The sequence below is a fragment of the Klebsiella sp. GFKo11 genome, from assembly GCF_056490265.1.
Genome location: NZ_CM151369.1, coordinates 3,202,950 through 3,226,059, shown reverse-complemented (window position 1 = coordinate 3,226,059; position 23,110 = coordinate 3,202,950). Strand labels below are relative to the sequence as shown.

Here is a 23,110-nt window from a genome sequence, read left to right as displayed (position 1 = left end):
TCCGCATTCAACGTTTTATTGATTGCGGTATTTTTACGTTATTTTTACATTGTTAAAAATGGGGGTAACTCATTGATAGAAGTGAAGTTTTTTAAAGGATGAAAGACCTTTAAAATTGTAATTATTAGTGAAGTAATTTCTCATTTTTTATTACCGCTTCGCTGACGTTGCTGGCGAAAAAATTTCCGCCAGCACCAGGATGAATCAATGCAGTTCAAGCGCATAATTTGCTAAAGGTGTGACTTTTTTCACCAACTTGTTGTTATATAAAAACTGTTCGTAAGCTTCATAACGAGGTTTATCCAGCGCGGCCGGATCGGTAGCAAACAGAGGAATGGTTTTCAGCCATGCCTGCTTGTTGAGCTCGGTGTTGAGCTCCGGATGCGCGGCGGCGAACGCCTGCCAGGTCTCCTGCGGATGGGCGCGCAGGTAAGTGACGCCTTTTTGCAACGCGCCGAGGAATGCTTTGATTTTCGGGGCGTTAACTTCATCGCGGTTGGCGACAATCACCAGCTCGTCATAGGCCGGAACGCCATAGTCCTCGACGTTCATCACCACAGGATCTTTCCCTTGAAGCTTAATTTCCAGCGCTTCTATATTACGGTAGCCGCCAATGACCGCATCAACCTGACCGGCCAGCAGGGCGCTGGTTAACTGGAAGTTCACATTGATAAGCTTAATGCTTTTGGGATCGATTTGCGCATGCTGCGCCATGGTAGCCAGCGTCGCCTGTTCAATACCGCTGACCGAATAACCAACTTTTTTACCTTTCAGGTCCGCCGGAGTTTTGATGTTTTTATCCAGCGCAATGACCGTGTTTAGCGGCGAGTTAATCAGCGTGCCGACACGCACCAGCGGCAGTCCTTCATCGGCAAAAAAGTGCACCTGTGGCTGATAGGTGATTGCCAGGTCGGCCTGACGGGCTGCCACCAGTCGTGGCGGCAGCGCCGGGTCGGACGGTGGTACAATTTTAACGTCCAGGCCCGCTTCTTTAAACGCGCCAATCTGCTCGGCGACCATTATCGGCGCATGATCGGGGTTGATATACCAGTCCAGCACCAGGGTGAGCTTCTCGTTAGCCAGCGCCTGAGCGCTGAGCAGCGCGGTGAAGGTGACTCCGGCGAGTATACATTTACGCATCGTTATTCCTTATATGTTGTTATTCCGGCGTCCAGTTGATCAACCGGTGTAAAAAAGCATCCACCGCCAGCCACAGCAGGACGGTCAGCAGTACCAAAATAAACAGGGCGGCAAAGCAGATATCGGTTTGCAGGCGGGCGTTGGCGTTGAGCATGACGTAGCCCAGGCCTTCAGCTGAGCCGACCCATTCGCCGATAATTGCGCCAATGGGAGCCACGGCGGCGGCCATCCGCAGGCCCGAGCCGAGCGCCGGGAGCGCCGCCATCATCCGTACGTGGCGCAACTGCGCGCCAAATGAAGCGCCCATGGTGCGCGCCAGATCGAGATAGTCGTTGTTGACCCGCCGCAGACCATCAAAAAACGCCGAAGTGACGGGGAAGAAAATCACCAGCACCGCCATCATGACTTTGGCGCTCATGCCGAAGCCAAACCACAGCACCAGCAGCGGGGCGAGGGCAAAGACCGGGATCGCCTGGCTGGTCAGTACCAGCGGCATCAGCCAGCGCTGAAGACGCGGCGAGACGATCATGCACAGTGCCAGAATCACGCCGAGCAGGACGCCGAGCGCGAGGCCGCTGAGTATTTCGCTCAATGTAATCAGAGTGTGCCAGCCGAGATAAGCCCGATTGACCCATAGCGCATTGCCGACTGCCGACGGCGATGGGAGCAAAAAGGCGGGAATGCCGCTACGACTTGCCAACCACCAGAGCAGCAGCAGGCCGCAGAACACTACGCAGCCACGAAACAGTTTCCCGCTCATCCGTTAGCCCTTATTAGCTGTTGCAATAGTTCCGCCTGGCTCGATAGCAGGTGAGGATCGTCGGGTGCACGCGGCGGAACGCCGGATAAGCGGTGTGAATCGTCGATATTACCGGGGGCGGGAGAGAGCACCAGTAAGCGATGGCTTAGTCGACAGGCCTCCATCGGATCGTGGGTAATCAGCACCACGGTGCGGTTCACCAGCAGCTCGGCGGCCAGCGTCTGAATTTTCGTGCGGGTGATGGTATCGAGCGCTGAAAAAGGCTCGTCCATCAGCACAATGGGTCGGTCTTCATACAAGGTGCGAGCCAGCGCCGCCCGCTGGCGCATACCGCCGGAGAGCGAGGCCGGGCGGTCGTTAGCGCAATGCTCAAGGCCAACCTGCTGTAATAAAGTCGCAACCCGCTGGGTATCAACCCGTTCCCCGCGCAGACGCGCGCCGAGGGAGACGTTGTCACGCACGTTTAGCCAGGGATAGAGCAGATCTTTTTGCCCCATCCACGCCAGCCGTTTAGCTATCGGCTGACCGTCGCTGGCGCGAACCTCGCCCGCAGTGGCTTTTGCCAGCCCGGCGAGAATGCGCAGCAGGCTGGTTTTCCCGGCACCGCTGGCCCCCAGCAGCGAAACCCACTGACCGCCGGGGATATCAAACGTCAGATTGTCGAAAACCAGCCGCGAACCGAAGCGCAGGCTCAGACCACGCACAGTAATGCCGGGCGCAGTCACGCCGGGCGCTCCGTGACGACATTCAACCCCATTTGCCAGAAGTTAGCTTCCAGCCGCGTGGCGGTGGTAAAAATAGCGCTGAGTTCAGCAAAACGCGCCTCGCCGCCGCGCTGTTGCCAGAGCGTTTCCAGCAGGCTAATGGCGGCATTGACGCCGTTCAGGTAGCCCTCATCACCGTAGTTACGGATCCAGGAGGCATAAGGGTTAGCGGTCAAATTTGTTGCCGGATCGTGCAGCAGACCGAGGCCGATTTCCGCATATCCGGCAACGCAGGGCATCAGCGCCGCCAGCAGATCCAGCGCGTCGCCGGAATAACCAATGTCCAGCACATAGCGAGTGTAGTTGACGGTTTCCGCGGCTTCAGGTTCGCTGGCCATTGTCGCCTCATTCAGCCCCCAACTGTTGCAGTAGCCAACATGCAGCGGGAGTTCGTCGAGGATGGCGTTCATCGACGCGGCGGCGGTACGCATTTCCGGTAGCGTACGCAGTTTACTGACCAGCAACGCATAGCTGCGGGCAAAGTGGATCAGAAACAGGTAGTCCTGGGTCAGATAGCGGCGGAAAGCGGGTTCGGGCAGGGTACCGTCGGCGAGTTGGCGCAGAAAAGGATGGGCGACGTAATGTTGCCAGTCATCACCAGCCTGCTGACGCAGACGACCGTAAAGACCTTGAGTAAACGCGGGAAGAATCACAGGACCTCCTGATTAAGGGGAGATCCGGGCGTGCTGAAGTGTGAACAGGCAATGGCGCAAAACTGGCGGAAATGCCAACCCGTCCCTTCGCTGGCATGACCCAGATCAGGTTCAAAGGGTTCGGCTTACGCCATCTCAGCCCTCACGGGACACCCCTCGGTTTGGCCAATGTTATACGACATTCGCTTTTTGATTACAATGCTGTGAATTTGGCGAATTTTAGTGACATTGTCACGTTTTAATTTGCCGGGTGGCGGCGAGCCGCCTTACCCGGCCTATGCCAGGATTGCCGCCGTTGCCGGCTCGACATTAACGAAACTCAACCCAGCTGGCGCCGTTATCTGCTGAACGCACGCAGTTCTCCACCCAATGCACGCCGAGCGCGCCGGCTTTGGCATCCGGATACCAGAAGTTTTCCAGCAGCGCGGCGTCGCGGCGATCGGTCGCATCCATGGCGATAGCGAAGCGCCGATATAGGTTTGACCAGGCCTCAAACAGCCCTTCGGGATGACCGCCGCCGATCCTGTCGTCCTGCAAGGCTAGCGGATCGAGATAGGCCATCCCGCGCTCCAGAATTCGCACCGGCTCGCCCTGGATTTCATAGCGCAGCTGGTTGGGCTGTTCATCCCACCACTCCAGGCTGGCTTTTTCACCGACGATACGTACTTTCTGCCCGTGCATTGAACCGCTGTTGACCGCCGAGCACCACATCGAGCCGATCGCGCCGTTGTCGTATTCCATCAGCACATGGGCGTTATCCTCCAGCGGGGCGCGGCTTTTGACAAAGCTCTGGCGAGAGCACATCAGACGGGTGATGTTGAGCTTCGGGGCCATGGTTTCTGCCAGAAACAGCGGATGCGTGGCCAGGTCGCCCAGGACATAGCTGGGACCGACAAATTTCGGATCAACGCGCCAGCGGGTACTGGGGTTTTCCTGCTCTACCGGCTGATTGTGGAAACCGTGTGCGAACTGCATGTTGACGATACGGATCTCGCCCAGCAGCCCTTGTTCAATCATCTTTCGGGCCTGCAAAATCAGCTGATGCCCGGCGTAGCCATAGGTGACGCCAATGATTTTGTGCTGCTTCTCACTAAGGGCCACCAGCGCATCGGCCTCTTCGCCAGTAAAGCACAGCGGTTTTTCGCAGACTACATGCAGCCCGGCTTCCAGCGCCGCCCGGCAAATCTCGTAATGAGTGTTGTTCGGCGTAGCGATGGAAACAGCTTCGATGCCGTCTTCTCGCGCCGCTTCTTCACGAAACAGGGTTTTATAGTCGGGATAGCAACGTTCAGCACTCACCCCCAACTGCTGACCAAATTCTCGCCCGCGTTCGGCATCAATATCGAATGCGCCTGCCAGCAGGGTAAACGCACCGTCGCGCAGCGCCGCAGAGCGGTGAATATAGCCAATCTGGCTGCTTCCACCGCCACCAACCATGCCCCAGCGTAACGACCTGCCTACAGGTTTTGTACCGTTAATCATGTGGTTATCTCCTGATTAAAATCCGACGGAGCGCAGGTAGCGCAGGCTTTCCGTGACCGCCTGCAAACTGCCTTCAACGTTGCGCGGGTCACGTTCTTGTTCGATGGTTATCCAGCCCTGATAGCCGCGCTTATCCAGAAACGCGCGAACCGCCGGATAATCAATAGCGCCGCTGCCAAGCGGGCACATCACACCTTCCGCGCAGGCGGCGAAGAAGTCGATACCGCGGGAAATCACGCTATCGAACACTTCCGGGTCGACATCTTTAAAGTGCAGGTAGTCGAGCCGGTCAAAGTGGCGATCCAACCAGCTAATCGGGTCCATACCCGAGTAGTAGAGATGACCGGTATCAAGGCATAGCCCGGCAACGTCGTGCGGGATTTGCGTTGCCAGCAGGTCTATTTCATCGGCAAATTCGATACAACCGCCTGCGTGAGGGTGGATAACCGGGCGAACGCCGTACTCCTGCCACGCCAGTTTGCTGATGGTGACAATGTGGCTAATCATCCGCTTCCAGTCGGCAGGGGAAAGCCGTGGTGCAAGGTCGCTGCGTCCGGCGTATTTGGCCCGTTGCGGATTACCGAAATCAATGATCACCAGGTAGGGCGGCTGGAACGAGTTTCCGGGCGTTTTTTCCGCCGTTGGAACCTGCGACAGATTGCGGCAGAGGTTGTGCGTCAGTTCGACAATGTTCGGGAAGTTTTCTTCGCTGACCAGATCGTCAAAGATCGTTCCGGCTACCAGCGACAGCCCCTGTTTATTCAGTGCCGCGCTAAGTTCATCAGCCTGAGTCGGCAGGTAGCTCCATGGCCCCAGTTCGATACTCTTGTAGCCCGCGGTCGCCGCTTCCTGCAGCACCTGTGACCAGGGTGGCAGATAGGGGTTTTTGGGATCATCGACGCCCCAGCTACATGGCGCATTGGCAATATGTATGGTCATGATGGATTCCTTTGCAGATTGAGGAGAAAACATGACCAGTATTGAATGAATATTTCAAAATCAACAATGATGAAATTTAAATTCTTTGATGTGATTCAAGATTTATTTTGATAGTTAAATTGATGGTTTTTTATCAATATCAGGTACGAGAAGGCGCGCAGAGAAAGAGCGCGCGTTGCGGATAACGCAGGAAATCAGAGATTTTCTTTGGTGAGCAGATCGAAAGGTTGTAGCGCGGCGGTAAACGTCGCCTGCGACTGGCTGGTTGCCTGCACAAACTCGCGTATCGTCGCGGCGGCAAACTCGCTCAGCCGATGCGTAATCATCAAATCAATGGTGCCGTCGATTAACGTCAGTTCGCCGTTCTCCACGGGACCATGGCAAATCAGCGTGACCTGATGCTGGCGCTGATGGGCATGTAGCGCGGCGATGATACCCTCAACGCCGCCGCAGGGCGCGTAAATCGCCGTCAGTGAAGGGTATTGTTGCAACATTTTGTCCGTTACCTGTTGGGCAATATCAGTCCTTTCATGGCAGCGTACCGGCTCCAGCACCCAATCGCCTTTACCATGTTCGCGCAGGTAAGAGCGGAAGCTAATTTCGCAGTTTTCCTGACAGATAAATCGGTTATCGCCGACGATAATGCCGATTTCCCCTTCGCTGTGGCACAGTCGGTCAACCGCCCAGCCTGCAGTGCGGCCCGCTTTCTGATTATCGAGGCCTATGTAGCCGCTGCGTTGCGCGACGGCCATGTCGGAGAGCAGAGTGAATACGCGCACGCCTTTATCGGCGGCCTGAGCGACGGCGTGGCGGATAAGCGGGTTATCCAGCGCCACAATGCCAATGACATCAACTTCATCGCTCAGGCGAGCGATACCAGCGACCATCTCGTCGATAGCATTAATATCATAATGCAGAAAAACGGGAGCCTGATTTGGGGCATGCCAGGGCATCGCCGCCAGCTCGAGAGCCTGCGCCAGCTGAGAATAAAAAGAGTGCGATTGCTGCAGCAGGATAAATCCCATTCTGAGAGGAACTGCCGACTGACCAGCGGCCAGCCGATAGTGCGATTGCTCCAGGGCAAACCCTAAGCGACGCGCGGATTCAAGCACTTTGCGTTCCGTACTTTCTTTGACCGGGGTACGCTTGTTAAGCACTCTGTCCACCGTCGCAATGCCGACTCTGGCATCTCTGGCAATGTCCGTCATGGTCACTTTCTTCGCAGACATAAATGTCACTCCTTATCCATTAATGATAAAAATCTATCATTGTTTGGAACGATAAAAAGCGAAGGGACTCTGATTTCAGGAAAAGAGAGCTGACACGACATTGTTTTAATGCATATTTTTTCTTAAAAAGATACTACCAGATCCGTGTTTCTTGCTTATCCTCTTGAAATTAAGAAAAATCTCATTTTTATTTCAAATGAAATGCCATCCTGCTATCACAAACGGTCTTTTGTTTGGCAAAACGGACTATACTTGGCAATCTTCCGGCAATACGTTCAAAAATATATTAATTATTGTTAATTTTACGCTCAATGCATTACCTGCTCATATGATGTGGTTGTTGAAGTGGAAGGTTTGGAAGGGCGGAGGTTTGTATGCTATTAAAAGAACTTGTTATTTTTGACTTATTAAGCACCCCCGTTTGGGTAGTCCATCCTTTCAATGAAAATATCATCTTCGCCAACCAGGCATCTAAGATGCTGTGCGGCAATATGACCCTCGCTCAAATGCGCAAAGGGACCTTCTCGACATGCCCGGAAACCGCGCTACAGCACTATTTGCGCTACTTGCAGAATATTACCGAAGTCTATGAAATATGGACCATTGAAACCGCTGAGGGACTGGCCTCTATCAGCTGTAAAACGACCCTGATTACATTAGAGGAGCAGGGAGCCTTAATTCTCTTTGAGGCGGTAAAACTGCTGCCGCAGAATAGATCGGTTAATACAGCCTCTCGTTCTTATCAACGGCGTAATAATGGTTTCTTTGCCCGTTTTTTTATGACTAACTCGGCACCGATGCTATTAATCGACCCCAATAAAGATGGCCGAATTGTTGATGCTAATATTGCGGCGCTGCGTTTTTATAACTACTCCTCTGAAGAAATTCGGACCCGGCATACCTGGCAGATAAATACCCTCGGTCGCGACGTCCTGCCGATTATGCATAACGTGGTGAGTTTACCCGGGGGACATAAACCGCTTAATTTTACCCACATACTTTCCGATGGCGCGATACGGCATGTTCAGGTCTATGCTGGACCGGTGATTTTATACAACGTGCGCCTGATGCTGTGCATTATTCACGATATCACCGAAGAAGTGCATTTAAAGAAAGAGCTGGAGTTCTCCGCTTCACACGACTCGCTCACCGGACTGCTTAATCGTCGCGAATTTTACCGCGTCGTGGAGTCGCCTTCGTTTAAACCGGAAGGATTTTGCCTGTTACTGGTGGATATCGACCATTTCAAGCTGATCAATGACGATTACGGGCACCAGAAGGGTGATGAAGTTCTGCTGGCAATTTCCGCTCTCCTGGCCGCTGCCGGGGGCATCGACGATAAAATTTATGGTTGGGGCGGTGAGGAGTTTTTACTGTTCCTGCCAAATGCTTCGCTGGAAACGGCGCTGGAGATGGCGGAGAAAATTCGCTATGCCATCAGCGAACATCATACGCCGGACCTGCTGGTACCTGTTACGGTCAGTATTGGCGTTGCGGAACATCAGCATGGCGAAGAGATAGATCAGTTGTTTAATCGCGTTGATAAAGCGTTATATGCAGCTAAAAAAGCGGGGCGTAATAAAGTTCAGCTACACCTGATTGAGAAGTGCTAGCTTCATTGACCTGATATTCAAGCGTAAGGGTCTGCAATAAGTGCATCACAAAGACAGGAACAGGATGTCATGACTTATTCAATCTCAAAGAAACTTCTTACTGCGACCTCAGCGCTACTGCTACTTTCAATGAGCTCTCTACCGGTTATTGCGGATGTGATTTCTCCGCTCAGTGAAGAGCACGGATTAAGCGAAGCCGCGAAACAGTATCTCCTGCATTATCCTTCCCACAGCGGCGTTGATGGCAAAACCGTGCGCGAAGATACTGCCGCCGTATTTATTCCTTTCGGTACAACCCCGGAAGGCGGATGGCCTGTGGTTGTCTGGGCCCACGGCACCGTTGGCGTTGCTAATCACTGTGCGCCTTCGTTAAACCCGCGTAGCGATCGCGATAAGCAGTATTTGAATACGTGGCTGTCGTTAGGCTATGCGGTGGTTGCCCCGGATTATGCCGGACTGGGTTCTTCGGGTTTACACCATTATCTTAATGCTCGTGGTGAAGCGTGGAGTGTTCTGGATGGAGTTCGCGCGGCGCTGAAACAATTTCCGCTTAAGAATGAGCTTATTCTGGTAGGGCAGTCCCAGGGCGCACATGCCGCGTTCGCCAGTGCAGGATATCAGCCTGAATATGCGCCAGAGCTGAATATTCGCGCAACGGTGTTGACCGGTACGCCTTATTTTGAAAAAGGGACCACCGCTGCTGACATCCTTCCGCCTGCGGGTGGCAAAGTCCAGACCGGTGGCGATCCGAAAATTCCCTATATCTTCTATATCTATCTTTCAGCCGCCGATGCTAATCCGCAGCTAAATCCCGCCGACTATTTCCAGGCGAAAGCGCTGCCGCTGCTTAAAGAGGCGACCAACCTGTGTATTACGCCATTAAACGATGAAGTGATGAAGGCAGGGCTTAATGCCGGCAATTCTCTCAAGCCGGGTATCGATTCGCTGCTCAGCGCCAGCGTAGGCACGATGCTCTATCCAACATTGAAAATCGATCATCCGGTATTTATTGGCATGGGTAGCGTTGATGTGAATGTGCCAACGGCGATGCAAAAACGTTTTGCTGATGCGGTGATAAGCGCGGGAACGCAAGCGGATGTGCATATCTACGAAGGACTGGATCATAGCGGTACGGTTAACCCGTCTTTACGCGACTCGGTGCCGTTTTTGATTAAGACGTTAAATAACCAGCAGCAGTAGGCATAATTCTGTGAGCCGCCCGAACGGATGGGCGGTTCAACACAGGTATAACGTAGATTACCAGTACTTAGGAATTAAGTAGCCATACATCACGACCGCGACAACAATCATCACCGTAATAATCGCCCAGTCTGCTTTTAGTGATTTTACTGCGTTCATAAGCTTCTCTCTTCAATGAAATAACTTTTCCAGGTTACCCCCCTGGCCGATGCTGAATAGTGATGAAGATCACATATTGAAATTTGTCGTACAAATCAACAATCACTCGCCAACGCTCACCCAACGCCTACCGACCAGAATTGTCAGCGCCATGATTGCTACTATGGCGGCCAGGTGCATCACGAAATCCAGGGCGTGCAGATGTACCGGGTGACAAAAGGACAGCAGGCTCACCGCCAGGCTGGCGATCCCCAATCCCGCCATCGCCAGGCTGCGTACCGGGTTGAGCGCGCGGGTGCGCCGCAGGCTGGCAATCATCAGTACTATCATCGGCGAACTTACTGCCAGCAGAAAGGTAAAGCAGCTAATGCTGTCGTTATCGTGCATCACTGGCGTATCACCGGGAATACTGCGCAGGCTTAACCCGAGCCACATCAACCCGATGGGCAGCAATGTTTTCCAACTTAGCGCCTGCCGCCCGGCAATACTCATAGTGAAAGCGCTGCGGATGGCCAGCGTCCCGAGCAAAAAGGCCAACAGTAGCTGCGCGACAGCCCATATGGCCCCCGGCTGTGACCAATCGGTTAACCCTCGCGGTAGCAAGTAACTTACAGCGATAGCGCAGGGCAGCGCCACCGCCAGCCAGCCGAAGACCCGTTTGTCTGTTGGCCACGGACGCTTTATCGGCTGCATCTCGCGGCTGAGTTTTTCAATCAACACATTATGATCGGTCATGATGGGCTCCAAAACGGCGCAGATTCCTCAGCGCCCGATGCAGTAGCGACTTCACTGCCGCAACGCTTAGATTGTTATGCTCGGCGGCTTCCGTCAGGCTCATTTCTCGCAGATGCACGTGTTCGACGATTTCACGCTGGCGATCGGGCAGCTGGCGCAAATAATCCGCCAGCTCCTCCTGGGTATCCTGATTTTGCCTTGGCGGCGTGGAGGGAACGTCCGGCAGAGTCTCTTCGTTAATTTCCCAGTGCTGATGACGACCGCGCCGCCGTAGCGCATCAATCACGCGCGCTGAGATAATCGCCATCAGCCAGGGCAGAAAGGGAAATGCCGGATCGTAGGTATGGCGAACCCGATGTACCGTCAGCAGGACATCCTGAATCACATCCTCGACTAGCGTATCGTCGCTGATTTGTTTACGTATTTGCGAACGGATCACCGGCACCAGCGCTTTTAACAGCCGAGTGTAGGCGAGCCTGTCGCCCGCCTGCGCCCGTTCCATTAGCGCGGGCCAGCTTTCACGCGCGCTATCGTTTGTTTGCATAATCCGCCTTGTGCTATGACGCTTTTTTACCGGCAGCCTGATTAAGTGCGTTGACCACAATGCCAGGGGTAAGAACCTGCGGCAGCACCTTCGGCGGGCTACCGTCGGCCGGATAAACCACGTATAACGGCAGGCCGCCCTGGCCGAACTGGTTGAGCGCGTCATCGACATCGGGGTTAAATTTTGTGGAGTCAGCCACCATATACAGGGTCCCGGTTTTTGCCAGCGCCTCTTTAACTGCCTGGGTAGAGAGCGACGTTTTTTCATTGACCTGGCAGGTGATACACCAGGAGGCGGTAAAATTAACGAAAATGGGTTTTCCCTGTCCTCTCTGTTGCGCGACGGTTTGCGGCGTCCACTTCTGCGCGGTCACGTCGGCAGTTTGAGCCTCGGCGGGCGACGTGTCTTCGGCTTTCATGACCCCCGGAAGCGGGACAATAACCGCAGCCACCAGAACCGCGGTGACCGCAAACAGAACCGCGGTGACCGCAAACAGCACCTTGTGACCTTTGCCGTGAAAACGACGCTGCTGGGCGATGCCGTACAGCCACGCGGCAAAACTTAGCACGACGGAGGCCGCAAGTAATGCCGCCAGCGCGCTGCTTCCGGCCTGCTGTGCTAGCACCCAGACCAGCCAGGCGTAAGCGCCGAACATCGGAAACGCCAGCACGCGCTTAAGAATATCCATCCAGACGCCGGGACGCGGCAACACTTTTGCCAGCGCCGGGAACAGTGAGATGAGAGTAAACGGTGCCGCAAAACCCAGCGCCAGGGCCAGAAAAACCGTCAGCGCCACTGCAGGCGGCTGAACTAAAGCGTAGCCAATGGCGCTGGCCATAAAGGGGGCGGCGCAGGGCGTTGCGACGACTATAGCCAATGCGCCAGTCAGCGCGGAACGCATAAATTCGCCTCGGTTAATATTCAGCGCCCCGACGCGCTGCGCGGCTAAGCCCACTTCAAATACGCCAAGCAAATTGAGCGCCGCGGTCAGAATAATCAACGACAATAGGGCGATAACCAGCGGTGATTGCAGCTGAAAACCCCAGCCAACCGCAGTACCACCGGCTCGCACCGCCAGCAGAATGCCTGCCAGCGCCATCATGGTTATCACCACTCCGAGCAAAAATGCGAGTCCTTCGCGCCGTGCGCTGGCGGCATTATCTGAGTGACGCAGCAAACCCAGCGCTTTCAGCGAGACGACCGGAAATACGCAGGGCATAAAGTTGAGGATGATGCCGCCAATAAAGGCGGCCAGCATGGCAGTTAACATCGCTGGCCTCTGTGCTTAGTGGGTTTGCGGGTGAGATGCGTCGTACTGCTTAACGGCAGCCAGGGTTTTCTCAATATGCGTTTCCGGGTTTCTATCAGTGTAACTCAGTAAGATGTTGCCATCTGGCGCAATCACGTAAGAGGTACGGTCGGAAAGCGTTTTGCCTTTCATCTCCATCAGCGTTTGATACTGCGCCGCAACCCTGGCACCTGGGTCGGCTGCCACGGTGAATTTATCCCGACACTCTAGTTTGGAGAAATCGTTCACCTGATCGGTGTTGCCTGCGGTGACACCAACGACCGTCGCGCCCATTTTGTTGAAATCATCGGTGGCTTCAGCAAAATCATGCGCTTCGATGGTACAGCCTGCGCTAAAGGCCGCCGGGAAAAAGTAGAGCACCACGGGACCTTTTTGCAACGCGTCTTTAAGTGAGAATGTCAGCGATTTACCGGCCAGCGCACCCTGCAGCTCGAAGTCAGGGGCTTTAGCTCCTACTGGCAGCGCCGCGCTGGCGCTGAATGCAGGTAACGCGATGACGGCGGCGAGGGTCAGGGTAGACACGAGGGTTTTTATTGATTTCATTATCAGCTCCTGCGATGGATGGACAATCTGGGTTTTGGTCAACTCAGTTATTCAATTCGCAGGAGCAGGCAGAAAAGTTGCGCTTAGATGAAAAAAATTTACGGTTTATATTCCCAGGCCGAGAGAAAGACGCTAATCGCACACTCCGCAAGCTGGTCCAGCTTCTCTGGCTCCACCGCTTTTTGCGCAATTAACGCTCCCGGGAGCAGATAGCCCATAATTGCGCCGAGAAACGCGGTAGCCTGGAGGTTCGGGTCGCTCATGTTCAGCAGGCCCTGGTCGCGTTTTTGCGTCAGTATTTCGCTTAACGCCTGTAATACGCGACCTGAAGGTCTTTGTTCGAGAGTGAGGTACAGCTCAGGTTTCTGCACCAGCACCTGGATCAGTAAGCGCTGAAAATGGATATTTTCCGGCGTATAAAAGTGTTGCTGTACGACTTTCGCGAAACCGCGCAGCAGCGCCGGGAGATCCTGCTGACTTTCCTGTAAGAGCTGGCGCAAGGGTGGCTGCATTTTATCATTGAGAAACTCAAAAGTTTCCAGCAGCAGCGCGTCTTTACCACCGGGGAAATGGCTGTACAGCGTCGGTCGCGAAGTTCCCGCTTCGGCGGCGATAGTGTCCAGAGATACATCAAGCCCATGCTGAAGAAACAGTTCGCGGGCAGTTTGTAAAATGCGGGGGCGGGCTTTCATTGGCCGCCCGCGTTGATTCGCCATCGATTCAATCCTTACGGTTTGCGTCTTTTCAGTTGCACGATCCCTTGCTGAACCAGCAAGAAAAATAGTGGGACGAAAAGCAACGTCAGCAGGGTCCCGGTGAGCATACCGCCGATCACCGCAGTCCCTATCTCTTTTTGGCTGGAAGCGCCTGCACCGGTAGAGAGTACCAGAGGGATAACGCCGACAACAAATGCGAGTGAAGTCATGACGATAGGGCGCAATCGCAATCGTGCGCCTTCCAGGGCCGCTTCAGCCAGCGTTTTTCCTTGTCGGAACTGCGTCAGGGCGAACTCCACGATGAGGATCGCATTTTTGGCAGAGAGCCCCATGGTGGTCAGCATGCCGACCTGAAAGTAGATGTCGTTTTCGAACCCGACCAGCCTTGATGCGCCCACGGCCCCCAAAATACCAAGAGGGATGATCAGCATCACTGCGATCGGGATAGACCAGCTTTCATACAGCGCAGCCAGGCATAAAAACACGAATGCCAGCGACGCCAGATACACCCATAACGTTTGCGTGGATGATGCCTGTTCCTGAAAGGAGAGGCCGCTCCATTGTATGTCGAAGCCGTCAAGAGCGCCCGCCAGTCCGCTTATCTCCGTCATTGCCTTGCCAGAACTGAAGCCCGGGGCCGCGCCGCCCTGAAACTGAACGGCGGATAAACCGTTAAAGCGCTGCAACATCTGCGGCCCGGTGGTCCAGCGTGATGAGGCGAAACTGTCGAAAGAGGCCATATTGCCGCTGCTACCGCGCACAAACCAGGCGGATAAGTGTTCTGGCGCTGAACGCCACTGCGCATCACCCTGCATATAGACGCGTTTAACGCGCCCTCGATCGATAAAGTCATTGATGTAAACCCCGCCCCAGGCCGCGGAGAGCGTACTGTTGATATCGACCTGATCCAGACTTTGCGCCAGCGCTTTTTGTCGGTCGACATCCACCTGTAGCTGGGCTTTTTCTTCGAGGCTGTTGATTCGCACGGCGTTCAGATTAGGATTTTCTCTGGCCGTGTTAAGCAGAGCGGTTTGCGCTTCGGTAAGGGCGCGATAGCCATTTCCCGCGCTATCCTGCAACCACAGTTCAAAACCGCTGGATTGCCCAAGACCGCGAACCGTAGGCGGAGATGTGATGCTGATGGTGGCAATCCGGGATGTTTGATTAAAGTGCTGGTTTGCCCGCGAGATAATGGCCTGCGCGCTATTGAACGCGCCGGGACGGTCATCCCAGTGTTTTAATTCAGCAAAAGCCATCCCCACATTTTGCCCGCTGCCGGCGTTATTTCTCCCGGTCACCATAAAGATAACATTCAGGTTGTTGGCCTCCTCGGTCATAAAATAGCGCGTAATCTCAGCACCCACCTCTTCGGTCATCGACATCGGCGAGCCCGAAGGGAGGGTAAACTGAACCATCACCGCGCCCTGATCTTCCTCGGGGAGAAACCCTGTCGCGAGCTTCTGATATTGCCAGAGCATCAATAGCGACAGCATCAAAGCCAGCAGCGCAAAACGAAAAGGGCGACCGGCTATTTGCCGAAGCAGCGCAAGGTAGCGATTCTGGCTTATCTCAACGCCACGATTGAAACAGGTGAAAAACATCCCTTTTTTGATGTGCCCGGGCCGTAGCAGATGGGCGCACAGCGTTGGCGTCAGGGTCAGGGCGACCAGCGCAGAGAGCGCCATTGCGGAGACAATGGTCACGGTGAACTGGCGATAAATAATCCCCACCGATCCGCCAAAGAATGCCATCGGAATAAAAACGGCGGAAAGAACTAACGCGATACCGATGATCGCGCCGGTTATCTCCTGCATGGAGCGCAGAGTCGCCTCCAGTGGCGTGAGTTCTTCCTCCGCCATTAAGCGCTCGACGTTCTCCACTACTACGATCGCATCATCAACCAGCAAGCCGATCGCCAGAACCATTGCAAACAGCGTCAGGGTGTTGATGTTGTAGCCCAGCAGGCTAAGAATGCCGAAGGTCCCCAGCAGGACAACCGGAACCGTGAGCGTTGGGATCAGCGTCGCCCGCCAGCTCTGGAGAAAGAGATACATCACGGCCACCACAAAAAGAATCGCTTCAATCAGCGTATGCACCACGCTTTCGATCGAGACCGTCACAAACGGCGTGCTGTCTCGCGGGTAAGCGGCGATAACGCCTTGCGGGAAGCGCGGCGTTAAACGCTCTACCTCTGTCCGGACTTTCTCCGCTGTTTCCAGCGCGTTGGCGCCGGATGCTAACTGAATGGAGATCCCGGCGGCAGGAAAACCGTTAAGCGTCGTTTGGTTCTGATAGTTTTCAGCACCAATCTCAACGCGCGCAACGTCGCGCAAGTAAATCACGGAGCCGTCGCTGTTGGTGCGCAGAATGATGTTTTGAAATTGTTGTGGATGCTCAAGGCGTGATTGGGTCGTTACCGTCGCATTCAGATACTGCCCATTTAGCGTCGGAAGTGAACCGATTTCCCCGCTGGTAACCTGCGTATTCTGCGCTTCAACGGCGGCCTGTACATCGGAAGGCATCAGGTTATAGCTGGTGAGTTGCAGCGGATTTAACCAAATGCGCATGGCATACTGCGCGCCAAAAACGGTCGTCTCTCCGACGCCATCAACCCGGCTAAGTGGCTCCTGAAGAGTGCTAATAAGAAAGTCGCTGATATCAATACTGGTTAACTGATGACTTTCATCATACAGCGCGACCACCATCAGGCTGTCACCCTGCGATTTTGTCACCGTGATCCCCTGCTGTTGAACCTCCTGCGGTAAACGAGTCATCGCCTGATTGACGGCATTCTGCACCTGGACCTGCGCCATATCGGGATTGATATGTTGATCAAAACTGAGGCTGATCCGCGACTGTCCGGCTGAGCTGCTGCTGGAGGAGAAGTAAAGCAGGCCATCAATGCCTTTAATCTGCTGTTCAAGAACTTGCGTGACGCTGTCCTCGACGGTTTCAGCGGAGGCACCAGGATAGTTCGCCGTGACATTGACGCCCGGCGGGGCGATATCCGGGTATTGTTCGACGGGAAGCGTCAATAGCGCAAGGGTTCCGGCGGCCATAATACAAATGGCGATGACGGCGGCGAAAACGGGTCGAAAGATAAAAAAGCGGGCCAGCATCGCGATCACCTCGGATCAGTTAATGGGTTCTTGCAGGGCGAAAATAGGCGGCGGTTCAATAAGGCTGGAGTCGGGGCGTTGCCCTTGAAAAGGCGAAGAGGGTGCCGCCGGGCAGTTCAGCACATCGCAGGCTTTGGCAACGAGATATCGATGGATTTCAATGCATGACTTCGTGCGCTGATATTCACTCCAGAGATAGTCGTAGGTCTGGATGCTGAAAATATTCTGTTGTAACAGAACGCGCAGATCGTGTTGCCGTTTCTGCGCATATTCATAGATGAAGAGGATGCGGCAAAGTTTAGCCTGTGCCGGATCCTGTTCGGGTGAGCACGCCTCCAGTAGATGCGCCTCGCTGGGAACTGGTTTCAGCAACGAGGCGCTTAACAAACATGGAAAAAGTGATAATCCAATGAAAAAAAACAGCTTTGCCCACTTTTTGCCGCTGAACATCATTTTCTCCCCATTAATTTATTTACTTTACAGTAAAGTAAATAAATTGTTTAAACAAGCCCTCAATACGATCAAAGAGGCTTTGGGAAGAGGGAAGGCCAACGAGAGGTGCTCCGCTGGCTGGTGGGTCAAAACATGCTATTGCCGCTGGCGGTCTTTTCTGGAACGGTTTGGGTCACATCCCAGTGTTCGATGATTTTATGCTGCTCGTCGACGCGGAAAATATCGATGATTGCACGCGTGACGCCCGGTTCACGCCCGGTAACCTCGACGTGCAGGATCACGTGATCCCCGTCGACAAACGCCTGCTTAATTTCGCTGTGCGAGTCGGGATATTTGTTCTTCAGGAAAGCGATAAACTGCTGAAAACCCTCCTCGCCATCTTTCGCCATCGGGTTGTGTTGAATGTAACGATCGCCGAGGTAGGGCTTCGCGGCAGCAAAATCTTTGTCGTTTAACGCTTTGTTATAAAACTCAATAACGTTCTTTTTGTTTAACTGTTCACTTTCGCTATTGCCCGCAAAAGCAGCGGGCGACAGCGCGCAAAACAGAGACAGAGCAATGAGCGATTTCTTAAGCATAAAACCTCCAGCGATGGTTGTGGTATCAGGCATCTAGCCTGTCAGGTGAAGTAATCAACCGCCCCAACGGCTTTTCAGGTAGTTAACGGCCTGCTGGGTTTGTGGTTGATTCAGATAGTTCTCTCTGAACAAAATCGTGCCCTGAATTTGCGGCATTGATTCATTCAGATCAAGCTGCTTTTTCAGTTCAGGCATGCCGCCGCTGACCATCCAGTCGGGCTCGTTCTTTGACGGTTCGCCTACTTTGTAGAGCGCTACGCCGATGTAGAGACGGGTATTGGTGGGCTTCACCACGTCAGCCCACCACTTTGCCAGTACATCGTAGCGAGCCGCGTCGCGAGCGAAGGGCCAGTAAATTTGCGGGGCGATATAATCCAGCCAACCCTTCTGAACCCACAGACGGGTATCGGCATAAGACTCATCGTAGGCCGCAGCGCCTCGGGTGTTGGAACCCGCCGGGTCGTGCGACAGATTGCGCCAGACGCCCGCCGGACTGACGCCGAATTCCACGTCGGGATTAAGCTGTTTGATGGTACGGGACACCTGTTCAATCAGCAGTTGGGTATTGTGCCGCCGCCAGTCTGCCTTCGAGGCAAAACCCTGACCATACTGCTGGAATGTCCGGTTGTCGTTAAGCGCCGATCCCGGCGATTCAGTGTAGAAATAATCATCGAACTGTATGCCATCAACCGGATAGCGTTCAACAACTTCAGCAACAATACTGGTTATCCAGTCACGCGCTTGCGGAATGCCCGGGTCAAGGACAAAGCGGTCTCCAGAGGTGCGGATCCATTCCGGGTGCAGGACATAGACGCTGGCGGGAACCTGCGAAAGCGTGCTGTTAAGCTCAGTCACGGTTTTAGGACGGGTATTGACGGAGACGCGATAAGGATTAAACCACGCATGAACGCGCATTCCACGCTTATGCGCTTCATCGAGCATAAACTTCAGCGGATCGTAGCCAGGATCCTGGCCAATTTTCCCGGTCAGCATGTCGGACCACGGCAAAATCTTTGATGGCCAGAGCGCGGTGCCGTCCGGCTTCACCTGGAAGAACACGGTATTGATCCCGAGATTTTTCAGATTATCCAGCTTGGCGATCAGCGCTTCCTGCTGCAGGCGAATGCGGCGACTGGCGTCGATGCCGCCGTTAACAGATTCCAGCGGCGGCCAGTCGAGGCGCGATACGGTCGTTAACCAGACGCCGCGCACCGGCTCATGGCTTTTGGGCAACGTTGGCTGCTTCGCTACGGGCGGTATCGGGGTGACCAGAGAAACAGGTGGCTTACTGGTACAGTGAGCCAGTAACAGAGCGGCGGCTATCACTACGCCGGATATTTTCAATTTAGTCAAAAGAGAGCTACGAGAGCGGATCATCATATTTGCCAGCTTTTCTGGTCGTCGTGCAAAAGAGTCATTTTCGTATTATTCGACATTAAGTCAATAGTTTAGCTGCATGTGTCACCGCGTAGACGCGTGAGTCGTAGAACGATAAATTTTTCCTCGCATCACGCAACTGTTTGCCATGGTATATCATTGATATGCATTAAAACTTGATTGGTTCAGGGCAAGTTTAAACAGGGTTTGTTAAAATTTGACCAAACAATTGACCACCAGTCTTTCATGGTGAGTCGAACTGGATTAACACAATGAAATATTCATCTTTACGCCGCCATCTGTGGATATTCTTATTTCTGATTACGGTACTGAGCCTGGGTACGGGACTTTGCTACTGGCAAATGCAAAAAAAAGTCGATAAGGATGTCCATTCGCGGCTTCAGCAGGCGATAGCGAGTCTCGATGTCACGGTTTCACATGCGGAACAGGCCGCTAATATGGCCGAACCTTTTATGGGGAAAAACTGTGATGAGAATGTCCTGACAGAGTTGCGCACCCTGGTTGCCACCATTCCTGATGTGCGGACGGTGAATTTTGGTAAGAATAATGAAATATACTGCACCTCGGTATTTGGGGGGCGGAAGTTTCAATTCGATCGGACTCAATATACGCAAGGTGCTCTGCAATTATTCAGCGGTAATGAAATCACGCCTATGCATCCATTGATGGTGTATAGCGAACAGGATGATAAAGGAAATACGGTTCTTGTCGGTGTTGATGGTTATTATTTATACAATATCCTGACCGTTCTTGATGGCGACTCGCATTTGTATCTAAAGGTCGGCGATCGGGTGATGACGCGTAAGGGGGAAGTCATCGCCACGCCAGATATCAAAGCCCCCGTTAGCTTAAAGTCAGAGCAGTTTAACTTCTCGGTCATCGCCGATCGTGCCTGGGCATCCGGGGTGAGGGCGTTTATTCGCTATGAGCAACATACGTTGATCGCGATTATCCTGGCCTCCTTGTTGCTCACGTTTTTATTCAGGAATTATCTGCGCTACCGCAATACGATTGAGTATCAGCTCAGACAAGCGATCGAACTTAAACAGCTCAAACCGTATATTCAGCCCATCGTCAGCGATGAGACGGGAAGGGTGGTTGGCGGGGAAGTGCTGGTGCGTTGGGAGCACCCAAAATTGGGGTTTATTGCGCCAGATAAGTTTATTTCTGTCGCTGAGCAGACCGGGTTGATCAAAGAGATCACGGCGATTTGTTTCGCCGAGGTCATTCGCCAGTTTCGCCGCCAGCAGTCAGTGATCCCAAAAGGGCTGTTTATCTGTTTTAACACCAGCTCGGTAAACTTCCAGGACGACGAGATTGTCGCGCTATGTCAGACGTTTATTCAGCAACTGAAAGACTTACAGGCACGCCTGGTGCTGGAAATTACTGAACGGGAATCGATTGAAAATACCTTGCAAACGTCGGCAGTGACGGATCGGCTCAGAAAAATGGGCGTACAGTTTTCGCTGGATGATTTCGGTACCGGGCACGCTAATTACAATTACATTCAGCAGTTTAACCCTGAAATTATCAAAATTGATAAGGTGTTTACTTTTAACATTGTGACCAATAATGCCTCTGCGCTGGTGGTCAAGAACATGGTCAATCTGGCGAAGAAATTTAACTGTCAGGTCATTGCGGAAGGTGTTGAGGATAAGGGCCAGCTTGAGGTGCTTAAGGATATGGGGATCGCTATCTATCAGGGATACTACTTCTCGAAACCGGTAGCGGTTAATGAGTACATTCAGATGCTTTCACGCTCGTTTCGCTAAGCAAGAAAGAGAATGAGTGACTTCTGTTCCTACCAAAACACAGGAAATTAAAAGGTGATCAACTCGGCAAAACCGAGTTTTAATTTCCTGTTTTGGCTGAAAATTTGGCACTATTAAGAAATAACTCAACAACATGGAGGTTGTCTTGTTCGAAACTCACCTGAATATTTTTATCCGCGCGGTGTTCGTCGAAAATATGGCGCTCAATTTTTTCCTTGGTATGTGTACCTTTCTGGCTATTTCGAAAAAAATTGATGTAGCTTTTCGTCTCGGACTGACGGTGACGGCCTTGCTGGCGATAGCAACGCCCATTAACAACCTCATTTACAATTACCTTTTAAAAGAGAATGCCCTGATCGATGGGGTTGACCTGAGCTTTCTCGATTTCATCACTTTTATCGGCGTTCTCGCTGCATTGGTGCAGATTCTGGAAATGGTTATCGACAAATACTTCCATGCGTTAAACCACGCCCTCGGTCCGTTTCTGCCGCTGCTGACCATTCACTGCGCCATTTTTGGCGCGACGATTTTTATGGTCCAGCGTGAGTACACTTTCCTTGAGTCGCTGACCTACGGCACCGGATGCGGTATCGGCTGGATGCTGGCGATTGTGGCGTTGGCCGGGATCCGTGAAAAACTTAAGTACGCAAATATGCCTAAAGCATTACGCGGATTAGGCAGCGTATTTATTACCGCCGGGTTAATGTCGCTGGGTTTTATGTCGTTTTCCGGTATTTCGTTGTAAGCTATTTCTGGTGCGGGGAGCGGGGCGCTCCCCATAAAATCGGCCGCTTCTTTTGGCATTTCGGTGGCTTAGCGTTAGCAATAAACCCGCCCATATCCACCATTTCTTGTTTATGAATGAAGTGTCTGCTTATCTTTATGGGTAAAATATTAAACCAGATAACTTATTTGTATTCAAATCGCGGTAGACTGAACGTCCATATGGATAAAACAGGATGTTAATTCAAAATGCATGACTCCCTATCTTTGCTGCCAAAAGCGATCATGATTTTACTTCTTGCCCTGGGAGTCTGGAGCTTTATAAAACGGAAGGCGAAAAAACCGGTTCTGGATATCGCCCCGGCTATTGCTGAAGCTAACGCCCGCGAACGTTACCGCTGGCGTTATGCCCGATGGGGATGGCAGACGATACAATATATTTGTCTGCTGTATTTAGTGGCGTCAGCTTTTAAGTTCATTTTGAGTTAAGGACCGCGGATTGTGCACGCTTCAGTAAGCCCTGCAGCGCATCATCCTGGTTTAAGCGGGAGAGGGAGGTCAACGTACTATTCCTTCAGCTACTTTGAAGCTGGCATAGCAATCTTCAATATCCCAGACCGCTTCCAAACCAAGTTGCTGGGTGTAGAAGTTAAAACATTTGCGGTAATTTTTGACTAATAGTCTTACGTTGCTGAATTTCATATCAATTACCTAACAATCAGAATGAAGTGAAGTAAATGTACGACAGACCTAATGCAATAAAAGGGAGGTATCTCAACATTCACAACATGCTGATTTCTGTGGCTGCTCCAGTGAACTATGAAGGACATTTAACTTATGTTGTGTGAGAGTTCAGTTCATAAACCATATGGTACATATCTCATTGCTTTAAAAGATATTTTTAATAGAAAGATGAAATCACTTCAAGAGAACTTCATGAACTAACAGGAAATGCACCTCTTATGAGTATTTCCTGACAGCTTAATCTGCTTCAGTTCATGGACCATTCCCAATGTAATAAAAGGTTGTAAAATGCGTTTTACCGTCACTGGGGTAGGGTGTATTGATATCACGGGGAGCAGGTCAATCCAGTACCAAGCCGCGCGTTAGTGTTTGTTTCATCGACCAGTCCACCACATTACGGGCAAAAAGAGTCCTATTCCCCTCAGGAAAAATCCACTTCGCACGATGCGGCTTTGACGTGCCTGAAGACGCACCTTAAGGTATTATCTGCACCAAATTTTCTACGATGAATACAACACATCGTAAGGTTTTCTTCAT

Annotated in this window: 22 protein-coding genes and 1 riboswitch; of the genes, 5 read left to right on the top strand and 17 right to left on the bottom strand. The window is 52.6% G+C overall.

Features of this window, described 5'->3' with window-relative positions:
* Positions 1-204 precede the first annotated feature (204 nt).
* The 7 genes from AC07P6_RS15755 to AC07P6_RS15725 all read right to left on the bottom strand — a co-directional run bounded on the left by AC07P6_RS15755 (position 205) and on the right by AC07P6_RS15725 (position 6,967).
* Positions 205-1,140 (bottom strand): ABC transporter substrate-binding protein, encoded by a 936-nt coding sequence (locus tag AC07P6_RS15755; protein ID WP_434663727.1) that lies wholly within the window; start codon positions 1,138-1,140, stop codon positions 205-207.
* A 19-nt stretch (positions 1,141-1,159) separates the two neighbouring features.
* The gene (locus tag AC07P6_RS15750; protein WP_182238747.1) at positions 1,160-1,900 is read right to left on the bottom strand and encodes an ABC transporter permease; all 741 of its coding nucleotides are present in this window, start codon (positions 1,898-1,900) and stop codon (positions 1,160-1,162) included.
* Complete coding sequence (locus AC07P6_RS15745; RefSeq protein WP_478313608.1) at positions 1,897-2,625, bottom strand: ABC transporter ATP-binding protein; 729 nt, start codon at positions 2,623-2,625, stop codon at positions 1,897-1,899. Before AC07P6_RS15745 ends, AC07P6_RS15750 begins: the two co-directional genes overlap by 4 nt.
* Positions 2,622-3,317, bottom strand: a complete 696-nt coding sequence (locus tag AC07P6_RS15740; RefSeq protein WP_182238743.1) for a TenA family protein — start codon at positions 3,315-3,317, stop codon at positions 2,622-2,624. Before AC07P6_RS15740 ends, AC07P6_RS15745 begins: the two co-directional genes overlap by 4 nt.
* Before the next feature lie 65 nt (positions 3,318-3,382).
* Positions 3,383-3,484: riboswitch (TPP riboswitch) on the bottom strand.
* Between the two features lie 142 nt (positions 3,485-3,626).
* Positions 3,627-4,799 carry a Gfo/Idh/MocA family protein gene (locus tag AC07P6_RS15735; protein WP_478313606.1) on the bottom strand — a complete coding sequence of 391 codons (1,173 nt, stop codon included), beginning with the start codon at positions 4,797-4,799 and terminating at the stop codon, positions 3,627-3,629.
* Positions 4,800-4,814: 15 nt separating this feature from the next.
* Positions 4,815-5,738 (bottom strand): TIM barrel protein, encoded by a 924-nt coding sequence (locus tag AC07P6_RS15730; protein WP_478313604.1) that lies wholly within the window; start codon positions 5,736-5,738, stop codon positions 4,815-4,817.
* Between the two features lie 194 nt (positions 5,739-5,932).
* Positions 5,933-6,967 (bottom strand): LacI family DNA-binding transcriptional regulator, encoded by a 1,035-nt coding sequence (locus tag AC07P6_RS15725; RefSeq protein WP_478313602.1) that lies wholly within the window; start codon positions 6,965-6,967, stop codon positions 5,933-5,935.
* 374 nt (positions 6,968-7,341) lie between these two features.
* Here AC07P6_RS15725 and AC07P6_RS15720 point away from each other — a divergent pair, with 374 nt between their 5' ends.
* Positions 7,342-8,580 (top strand): diguanylate cyclase, encoded by a 1,239-nt coding sequence (locus tag AC07P6_RS15720; protein WP_478313600.1) that lies wholly within the window; start codon positions 7,342-7,344, stop codon positions 8,578-8,580.
* 69 nt (positions 8,581-8,649) lie between these two features.
* Positions 8,650-9,780, top strand: a complete 1,131-nt coding sequence (locus AC07P6_RS15715; RefSeq protein WP_142513800.1) for an alpha/beta hydrolase — start codon at positions 8,650-8,652, stop codon at positions 9,778-9,780.
* A gap of 57 nt (positions 9,781-9,837) precedes the next feature.
* On the opposite strand, the gene ykgR is transcribed toward AC07P6_RS15715, so the two are convergent.
* The 10 genes from ykgR to AC07P6_RS15665 form a co-directional block, all read right to left on the bottom strand.
* Positions 9,838-9,939: a small membrane protein YkgR gene (gene ykgR / locus AC07P6_RS15710; protein ID WP_275944290.1), complete on the bottom strand. Its 102-nt coding sequence runs from the start codon at positions 9,937-9,939 to the stop codon at positions 9,838-9,840.
* A 102-nt stretch (positions 9,940-10,041) separates the two neighbouring features.
* Complete coding sequence (locus AC07P6_RS15705) at positions 10,042-10,674, bottom strand: NrsF family protein (RefSeq protein ID WP_478313599.1); 633 nt, start codon at positions 10,672-10,674, stop codon at positions 10,042-10,044.
* Positions 10,661-11,218, bottom strand: coding sequence for a sigma-70 family RNA polymerase sigma factor (locus AC07P6_RS15700; protein ID WP_478313598.1), 558 nt, complete (start codon positions 11,216-11,218; stop codon positions 10,661-10,663). The genes AC07P6_RS15705 and AC07P6_RS15700 overlap by 14 nt, the downstream gene beginning before the upstream one ends.
* Before the next feature lie 13 nt (positions 11,219-11,231).
* Positions 11,232-12,488 (bottom strand): protein-disulfide reductase DsbD family protein, encoded by a 1,257-nt coding sequence (locus AC07P6_RS15695; protein ID WP_478313596.1) that lies wholly within the window; start codon positions 12,486-12,488, stop codon positions 11,232-11,234.
* A 15-nt stretch (positions 12,489-12,503) separates the two neighbouring features.
* Positions 12,504-13,070, bottom strand: a complete 567-nt coding sequence (locus AC07P6_RS15690) for a peroxiredoxin (protein WP_478313594.1) — start codon at positions 13,068-13,070, stop codon at positions 12,504-12,506.
* Positions 13,071-13,168: 98 nt separating this feature from the next.
* Positions 13,169-13,786: a TetR/AcrR family transcriptional regulator gene (locus AC07P6_RS15685; protein WP_181486216.1), complete on the bottom strand. Its 618-nt coding sequence runs from the start codon at positions 13,784-13,786 to the stop codon at positions 13,169-13,171.
* 11 nt (positions 13,787-13,797) lie between these two features.
* A complete protein-coding gene (locus AC07P6_RS15680; RefSeq protein ID WP_478316927.1) occupies positions 13,798-16,905 on the bottom strand; it encodes a multidrug efflux RND transporter permease subunit in 3,108 nt (1,035 codons plus the stop codon).
* A 15-nt stretch (positions 16,906-16,920) separates the two neighbouring features.
* Positions 16,921-17,358, bottom strand: coding sequence for a hypothetical protein (locus tag AC07P6_RS15675; protein ID WP_478316925.1), 438 nt, complete (start codon positions 17,356-17,358; stop codon positions 16,921-16,923).
* 125 nt (positions 17,359-17,483) lie between these two features.
* On the bottom strand, positions 17,484-17,936 hold the full coding sequence (locus tag AC07P6_RS15670) for a nuclear transport factor 2 family protein (RefSeq protein WP_182238719.1): 453 nt from the start codon (positions 17,934-17,936) through the stop codon (positions 17,484-17,486).
* Positions 17,937-17,990: 54 nt separating this feature from the next.
* Positions 17,991-19,313, bottom strand: a complete 1,323-nt coding sequence (locus tag AC07P6_RS15665) for a glycoside hydrolase family 10-like protein (protein WP_478317023.1) — start codon at positions 19,311-19,313, stop codon at positions 17,991-17,993.
* A gap of 272 nt (positions 19,314-19,585) precedes the next feature.
* Between AC07P6_RS15665 and AC07P6_RS15660 the strand changes: the two genes are divergently transcribed.
* From AC07P6_RS15660 to AC07P6_RS15650, 3 genes are all read left to right on the top strand, one after another.
* On the top strand, positions 19,586-21,106 hold the full coding sequence (locus AC07P6_RS15660) for an EAL domain-containing protein (protein WP_182238717.1): 1,521 nt from the start codon (positions 19,586-19,588) through the stop codon (positions 21,104-21,106).
* A 133-nt stretch (positions 21,107-21,239) separates the two neighbouring features.
* Positions 21,240-21,851 carry an NADH:ubiquinone reductase (Na(+)-transporting) subunit E gene (gene nqrE, locus AC07P6_RS15655; RefSeq protein ID WP_228725746.1) on the top strand — a complete coding sequence of 204 codons (612 nt, stop codon included), beginning with the start codon at positions 21,240-21,242 and terminating at the stop codon, positions 21,849-21,851.
* A gap of 227 nt (positions 21,852-22,078) precedes the next feature.
* Positions 22,079-22,318 (top strand): hypothetical protein, encoded by a 240-nt coding sequence (locus AC07P6_RS15650; RefSeq protein ID WP_478316924.1) that lies wholly within the window; start codon positions 22,079-22,081, stop codon positions 22,316-22,318.
* Positions 22,319-23,110: the final 792 nt, after the last annotated feature.

Excerpts from the sequence above, each read along its gene's own strand:
- AC07P6_RS15755 (WP_434663727.1), bottom strand. The coding sequence starts at position 1,140 with ATGCGTAAATGTATACTCGCCGGAGTCACCTTCACCGCGCTGCTCAGC.
- AC07P6_RS15750 (WP_182238747.1), bottom strand. The coding sequence starts at position 1,900 with ATGAGCGGGAAACTGTTTCGTGGCTGCGTAGTGTTCTGCGGCCTGCTG.
- AC07P6_RS15735 (WP_478313606.1), bottom strand. The coding sequence starts at position 4,799 with ATGATTAACGGTACAAAACCTGTAGGCAGGTCGTTACGCTGGGGCATG.
- AC07P6_RS15730 (WP_478313604.1), bottom strand. The coding sequence starts at position 5,738 with ATGACCATACATATTGCCAATGCGCCATGTAGCTGGGGCGTCGATGAT.
- AC07P6_RS15725 (WP_478313602.1), bottom strand. The coding sequence starts at position 6,967 with ATGTCTGCGAAGAAAGTGACCATGACGGACATTGCCAGAGATGCCAGA.
- AC07P6_RS15720 (WP_478313600.1), top strand. The coding sequence starts at position 7,342 with ATGCTATTAAAAGAACTTGTTATTTTTGACTTATTAAGCACCCCCGTT.
- AC07P6_RS15715 (WP_142513800.1), top strand. The coding sequence starts at position 8,650 with ATGACTTATTCAATCTCAAAGAAACTTCTTACTGCGACCTCAGCGCTA.
- ykgR (WP_275944290.1), bottom strand. The coding sequence starts at position 9,939 with ATGAACGCAGTAAAATCACTAAAAGCAGACTGGGCGATTATTACGGTG.
- AC07P6_RS15705 (WP_478313599.1), bottom strand. The coding sequence starts at position 10,674 with ATGACCGATCATAATGTGTTGATTGAAAAACTCAGCCGCGAGATGCAG.
- AC07P6_RS15700 (WP_478313598.1), bottom strand. The coding sequence starts at position 11,218 with ATGCAAACAAACGATAGCGCGCGTGAAAGCTGGCCCGCGCTAATGGAA.
- AC07P6_RS15695 (WP_478313596.1), bottom strand. The coding sequence starts at position 12,488 with ATGTTAACTGCCATGCTGGCCGCCTTTATTGGCGGCATCATCCTCAAC.
- AC07P6_RS15690 (WP_478313594.1), bottom strand. The coding sequence starts at position 13,070 with ATGAAATCAATAAAAACCCTCGTGTCTACCCTGACCCTCGCCGCCGTC.
- AC07P6_RS15685 (WP_181486216.1), bottom strand. The coding sequence starts at position 13,786 with ATGGCGAATCAACGCGGGCGGCCAATGAAAGCCCGCCCCCGCATTTTA.
- AC07P6_RS15680 (WP_478316927.1), bottom strand. The coding sequence starts at position 16,905 with ATGCTGGCCCGCTTTTTTATCTTTCGACCCGTTTTCGCCGCCGTCATC.
- AC07P6_RS15675 (WP_478316925.1), bottom strand. The coding sequence starts at position 17,358 with ATGATGTTCAGCGGCAAAAAGTGGGCAAAGCTGTTTTTTTTCATTGGA.
- AC07P6_RS15670 (WP_182238719.1), bottom strand. The coding sequence starts at position 17,936 with ATGCTTAAGAAATCGCTCATTGCTCTGTCTCTGTTTTGCGCGCTGTCG.
- AC07P6_RS15665 (WP_478317023.1), bottom strand. The coding sequence starts at position 19,313 with ATGATCCGCTCTCGTAGCTCTCTTTTGACTAAATTGAAAATATCCGGC.
- AC07P6_RS15660 (WP_182238717.1), top strand. The coding sequence starts at position 19,586 with ATGAAATATTCATCTTTACGCCGCCATCTGTGGATATTCTTATTTCTG.
- nqrE (WP_228725746.1), top strand. The coding sequence starts at position 21,240 with ATGGAGGTTGTCTTGTTCGAAACTCACCTGAATATTTTTATCCGCGCG.
- AC07P6_RS15650 (WP_478316924.1), top strand. The coding sequence starts at position 22,079 with ATGCATGACTCCCTATCTTTGCTGCCAAAAGCGATCATGATTTTACTT.